The sequence below is a fragment of the Kitasatospora sp. NPDC036755 genome, from assembly GCF_040636595.1.
Lineage (GTDB): Bacteria > Actinomycetota > Actinomycetes > Streptomycetales > Streptomycetaceae > Kitasatospora.
In genome coordinates this window covers 1-5937 of the sequence record NZ_JBEZUT010000428.1, presented here as the reverse complement: position 1 = coordinate 5937, position 5937 = coordinate 1, and the positions used below count along the sequence as shown (strand labels likewise).

General features: G+C 73.6%; 5 protein-coding genes. All 5 read right to left on the bottom strand.

Going from position 1 to position 5937, the window contains the following annotated elements; translation table 11 throughout:
* Positions 1 to 1066, bottom strand: a 1066-nt coding sequence (locus tag AB0E96_RS37135; RefSeq protein ID WP_359830621.1) for an ATP-dependent metallopeptidase FtsH/Yme1/Tma family protein, incomplete at its 3' end; no start/stop codon positions are given.
* Positions 1067 to 1294: 228 nt separating this feature from the next.
* Positions 1295 to 1849 (bottom strand): hypoxanthine phosphoribosyltransferase, encoded by a 555-nt coding sequence (gene hpt / locus AB0E96_RS37130; RefSeq protein ID WP_280685463.1) that lies wholly within the window; start codon positions 1847 to 1849, stop codon positions 1295 to 1297.
* Between the two features lie 71 nt (positions 1850 to 1920).
* Entirely contained in the window at positions 1921 to 3048 is a 1128-nt protein-coding gene (gene tilS / locus AB0E96_RS37125; protein WP_359830618.1) for a tRNA lysidine(34) synthetase TilS, read from the bottom strand.
* Between the two features lie 296 nt (positions 3049 to 3344).
* On the bottom strand, positions 3345 to 4517 hold the full coding sequence (locus tag AB0E96_RS37120; RefSeq protein ID WP_359830615.1) for a zinc-dependent metalloprotease: 1173 nt from the start codon (positions 4515 to 4517) through the stop codon (positions 3345 to 3347).
* A gap of 117 nt (positions 4518 to 4634) precedes the next feature.
* A partial coding sequence (dacB, locus tag AB0E96_RS37115; protein ID WP_359830613.1) for a D-alanyl-D-alanine carboxypeptidase/D-alanyl-D-alanine-endopeptidase occupies positions 4635 to 5937 on the bottom strand: 1303 nt, incomplete at its 5' end.

Genomic DNA, 5937 nt, shown 5'->3' with positions numbered 1-5937 from the left:
CCTGGAGGTCGGGGCGCTCCACCGCGATCTGGCGGTCGAAGCGGCCCGGGCGCAGCAGCGCCGGGTCCAGGATGTCGGGGCGGTTGGTGGCGGCGATCAGGATCACGCCGCCCTTGACGTCGAAGCCGTCCATCTCGACCAGCAGCTGGTTGAGGGTCTGCTCGCGCTCGTCGTGGCCGCCGCCGAGGCCCGCGCCTCGGTGCCGGCCGACGGCGTCGATCTCGTCGACGAAGACGATCGCCGGGGCGTTCGCCTTGGCCTGCTCGAAGAGGTCGCGGACGCGGCTGGCGCCGACGCCGACGAACATCTCGACGAAGTCCGAACCGGAGATGGAGTAGAACGGCACCCCGGCCTCGCCGGCGACGGCGCGCGCCAGCAGGGTCTTGCCGGTGCCGGGCGGGCCGTAGAGCAGCACGCCCTTGGGGATCTTGGCGCCGACGGCCTGGAACTTGGCCGGCTCCTGGAGGAACTCCTTGATCTCGTGGAGCTCCTCGACCGCCTCGTCCGCGCCGGCGACGTCGGCGAAGGTGGTCTTCGGGGTGTCCTTGGTGAGCAGCTTGGCCTTGGACTTGCCGAACTGCATGACCCGGGAGCCGCCGCCCTGCATCTGGTTCATCAGGAACAGGAAGACCAGGACGATGATCACGATCGGGAGCATCGACAGCAGCAGGCTGACGAAGGTGCTCTGCTTCTCCGGGCTGATGGTGTAGCCCTCGGCGAGCGTGCTCGAGTCCTTGTCGTTGACCTGCGCCTGGAGCTTGTCGGCGATGGCGACGCCCTGGTCGCCGATGTACGAGGCCTGGAACTTGGTTCCGGACGGGGCCTTGCCCGTACCGGAGCTGGGCAGCGTTGCGCCGTCCTTCAGCTGGATCTTGATCGTGTTCGAGTCACCGGTGGTGATCTGCGCCGACTTGACGTTGTGCGCGTCGATCGCCGCGACGACCTGACCGGTGTCCACCGTCTTGTAGCCGTTCGAGTCCGAAACGACCTGCATCAGTACGATGACGGCGAGGACGGCCAGCACGATCCACATGATCGGCGCACGGAAGTATCGCTTGACGTCCATCCATGCGGGGCGTTGCCGCCCCGTCCCTCCTGCCACTCAACGGCGCCGGGGGGCTGTTGGGCCGCGGCGCATCCGATTGGTGCTCATGTGAAGAGCGGTTTATTGGACCGTACCGCAGTCCGACCCACCCATGGCGGGAGCACGGCGAGACGGCTTTGGTTCTCTGTCCCCCGGGGGACAACGGGCGGGAACGGCCTACTGTTCCCGCCCGTAGCCCGAACGGGGCCCTCAGCCGCCGTAGACGTGCGGGGCGAGGGTGCCGATGAAGGGGAGGTTGCGCAGCTTCTCCGCGTAGTCCAGGCCGTAGCCGACCACGAACTCGTTGGGGATGTCGAAACCGACGTACTTCACGTCGATCTCGACCTTGGCCGCGTCCGGCTTGCGGAGCAGGGTACAGACCTCCAGCGAGGCCGGGCCGCGCGAGCCCAGGTTGCCCAGCAGCCAGGACAGCGTCAGACCCGAGTCGATGATGTCCTCGACGATCAGGACGTCACGGCCGGCGATGTCGGTGTCCAGGTCCTTCAGGATCCGCACCACGCCGGAGGACTTGGTGCCCATGCCGTACGAGGAGACGGCCATCCAGTCCATGGTGACCTGCGAGTGCAGGGTCCGGGCCAGGTCGGCCATGACCATGACGGCCCCCTTGAGGACGCCGACGATCAGCAGGTCCTTGCCTGCGTAGTCCCGGTCGATGCGCTCGGCCAGCTCGAGGAGCTTGGCGTCGATCTCGTCCTTGCTGATGAGCACCTTCGCGAGGTCAGCGCCCATGTCGTTCTGGTCCACCGGGGATACGTCCTCAAACGTTCGGGGTCTTTGTGGCCGGCGGTCGGCTCCCCCGGGGCATGCCTCGCCCGTCAGTCGCCCTGCCGCCGAAAGACCAGCGTGCCACACCTGCGGGTGGCCTCGACGCCCCCGGGTAGGTGCAGCGGGCCCTGTCCGCGCCATCCGGTGACCAGCAGGTCGATCGTCTCCAGGTGCCGGGCGAACAGGTCCCCGGCCGGACAGCCCGCCCGCAGCGCGGCCCTGCGCAGCACCCGGCGGCGCACCGCGGGCGGCAGTTCGGCCAGTTTCACGGCGTCCAGGGCGCCGTCGCCCGTACGGAGGTCGCGTTCGGCCAACGAGGCCCACTGGTCCAGGGCGTCCGCGTCGTCGCGGAAGAGCCGGGCGGTGCGGGCCAGCGCCTCGACCACTCCGCCGCCCAGGTGCTTCTCCAGGACCGGGAGCACCTCGTGGCGGACCCGGGAGCGGGTGTAGGCGGGATCACAGTTGTGCGGGTCGTCCCAGACCGGGATCGACTGGGCGGCGCAGGCCTGCCGGGTGGCCGCCCGGTCCAGCTCCAGCAGGGGGCGGCGGTAGCGGCCCTTCTGGGCGGGCATCCCGGCCAGGGAGCGGGCGCCGGAGCCGCGGGCCAGGCCCAGCAGCACGGTCTCGGCCTGGTCGTCCCGGGTGTGGCCGAGCAGCACCGCGATCGCGCCGTGGCGCTCGGCGGCCTCGTCCAGGGCGGCGTAGCGGGCGTCCCGGGCGGCGGCCTCCGGGCCGCCGGCGCGGCCGACCCGCACCGGGACGGCCTCCACCGGGTCGAGGCCCAGCGTGCTCAGCCGGTCGGCCACCTGGGCGGCGCGCTCGGCGGAACCGGCCTGGAGGCCGTGGTCGACGGTGACGGCGCCGACCCGCAGGCCGATCTTGGGCGCCTCGAAGGCGGCGGCGATGGCCAGGGCCATCGAGTCCGCGCCGCCGCTGACCGCGACCAGCACCAGCGGCGAGCCGGGCGCGGCCGGGGTGCGGGGCAGCCCGGAGGGGTGGCGGGCGGCGTTGCCGATCAGCGTGGTGCCGACCGCGGCGCCCACCAGCGGAGCCCCGGCGGGGCGCTCCCGGGGCGCGCGCACGGGCGCGGTGAAGGTGGAACCGGCCTCGGCGGCGAGGTCGGTGAGCGTACGGCGAACGGCCAGGCGTATCGCGGCGACGGCGGGGTGAGGGCCCACGGCGGACGACTCCTCGGCGGAGGGGGGACAGGACTCGCGGCGGACGCGGCGGGGACCGCGAACCGGCATGAGCGCCCGGTTACCGGGCGCTCACAGATGGTGGCAGATAGTGGCTGCCCACTACGCCACCCGCGCCCCCGGTACGACCACCGTCCCACGTTCGGGTGAATGAAGAAACGCTTCTTCACGCGTGGTCCAGCTGATTGGACCACTCGTACGAGCAGGTTCGGGCGACGCGCGACGCTCGCCGCCCGGCCCCCGGAGCGCCCAGGCCCCCACCGGCGCCCCCGCCGCGGTCAGCGGGCCACCCGGGCCACCCAGGCGGCCGGGTCGTGGATCTCGTCCTTGGTCGGCAGGGTGTTCGGCGAGGTCCACACCCGGTTGAACCCCTCCATGCCGACCTGCTCCACCACGCCGCGCACGAACACCGCGCCGTCCTGGTACTGCCGCAGCTTCGCGTCCATGCCGAGCAGCCGGCGCAGCAGCAGGTCGAGCCGGTTGGCGCCGCGGTCCCGGCGCTGCTGGAACTTCTCCCGGATCTCGGCGACCGTCGGCACCACGGCCGGCCCGACGCCGTCCATCACCACGTCCGCGTGGCCCTCCAGCAGCGACATCACGGCCGTCAGCCGGCCGAGGATCTCGCGCTGCGCGGGCGACTGGACGATCTCCAGCAGGTTCCCGGACGAGGCGCTCTCCCGGCTGCCGCCGCCCGGCAGTCCGCCGAGCGAGCCCGCCGCGTCCCGCAGCCGCTCCAGCAGGGCGCCCGGGTCGACGTCCGTCTCGGAGAGGAAGGACTGCACCTCGGACTGGATGTGGTCGCGCAGCCACGGCACGGCGGTGAACTGCGTCCGGTGGGTCTCCTCGTGCAGGCAGACCCAGAGCCGGAAGTCGGACGGGTCGACGTCCAGCTCCCGCTCGACGTGCACGATGTTCGGCGCGACCAGCAGCAGCCGGCCCGGCCCGGGGCCCTCTGGCCCCAGCCGCGGCTTGTCGAACAGCGCGGCCGGACTGTCCGGGGCGTCCAGCGGGGGCTCGGCCGGGGCGAAGGTCTCGTACTGGCCCAGCACCTTGGTGGCCAGGAACGCCAGCAGCGCCCCGACCTCGATCCCGGTCGCCTTCTCGCCCACCGCACCGAACACCCCGGCGGCCGCGCTGTTCGCGCGCCGCGCCTGGAGCTTCTCCACCAGCGGCTGGACGACCGTGCGGAAGCCCGCCACGTTCGCGCGGATCCACCCGGGGCGGTCCACCACCAGCACCGGCGTCGCCGCGGCCCGGGACAGGCTGGACGAGTGCATGCCGGTGTACGCCCGCACGTGCTCCTCCGCCTCCAGGGCGTGCCGGCGCAGCTCGGCGACCACCGCCGCCGCTTCCTCCCGGCTCACTTCCGGCCCCGGCCGCACCAACCTGGTCGCGGTTGCGACCGCGAGGTTCCAGTCGACCATGTCAGCACCGCCACTCGCGCTCGTCATGCCCTCACCGTACGTGCTCCCCACCACCAACGGCAGCCACCCGCCGCGAACACCTCTCCCGGACGGGCCGCGGCCCCGCCCCGGCCGGGGCCGCGGTGATCCGGGGGCCGGGGGCGGTCAGTGGCAGCCGCAGGTGGCGAGGCGGGCGGCGATCCGGTCCATGGCGGCGCGGGCGGTGTCGGCGGGGGCGGCCGTGCGGGTCATGACAGCGAAGGCGAGCAGCCGGCCGTCGGCGTCGACGACCGTGCCCGCAAGGGTGTTGACGCCGCTGAGGGTGCCGGTCTTGGCGCGGATCAGGCCGGCCGCGTCGGCGGCGCCCGATCCGGAGCCGAAGCGCTTGTTGAGGGTGCCGGTGAAACCGGCGACCGGCAGGCCGGTGAGCACCGGGCGCAGGGCGGGTTGCTGTTCGGAGGCGGCCAGCGCGAGCAGCCGGACCAGCACCGCGGGCGGGATCGCGTTGCCCGGGTGCAGGCCGCTGCCGTCGTTGAGGACCACGCCGCCCATCGGCACGCCGAGCCGGGTGAGCTCCTGGGTGATGGCGGCCGCGGCGCCCTCGAAACTCGCCGGCTGGTGGGCGGCGACGGCGACCTGACGGGCGATCGCCTCGGCGAGCTGGTTGTCGGAGGTGGTCAGCAGGCGTTCGACCAGCCGGGCCACGGTCGGTGAGGACACCTCGCCGAGGGGGGCCGCGCCGGAGCCGGTCGGGGCGGGCGCGGGCGCGGCGGCGGGCTTGGCCGGGCCCGTCACGGTGATGCCGCGGGCCCTGAGCAGCGCGGCGAAGGCCTCGGCCGCCGCGGCCGCCGGATCGGCGACCCGGTCCGGCGCGTCCTCCCGGCTCTTCGGGTCCGTCCGGCCCTCGTCCACCATCAGCGGGACCACCAGGGCGATGTTCTGCCCGTCGTGGTTCTTGTGCCGCGGGTTGCCCGCGTACAGCGACAGGTCGTAGTCCAGTTGGACGGTCGTGGTACCGAGGCCCTTGAGGCTGTCGGCGGTCTGCTGGGCGAGGGCGTCCAGCGAGGCGGGGGCGGTGTCGGCGTCGGCCGGCAGACCGCCGATCTGCACCTGGTCGGCGGGCAGCGCGGTCAGCGTCGGGTCGCCGCCGCCGACCAGGGTGATCGTGCCCGGGTCCGCCCCCCGGACCACCCGGGTGTGCAGCCGGGTGTCGCCCGGGATCAGCGACAGGGCCGCGACCGCGGTGGCCAGCTTGGTGGTGGAGGCGGGGGTGGCCGCGGTGTTCTCCCCTGATCCGTGGAGGAGTTGGCCGGTGCCGGCGTCCGCGACGGCGAAGGTGACCTCGCCGAGGCTCTTGTCCGCGAGGGCGGCGGCGAGCGCCTGCTGGAGGCCCTGCGCGGTGGGGGCGGCCGTGCCCTGGCCGCCGTCGACGGCGGCGAGGACGGCGCCCGGCGCGGGGGCCGGGCGC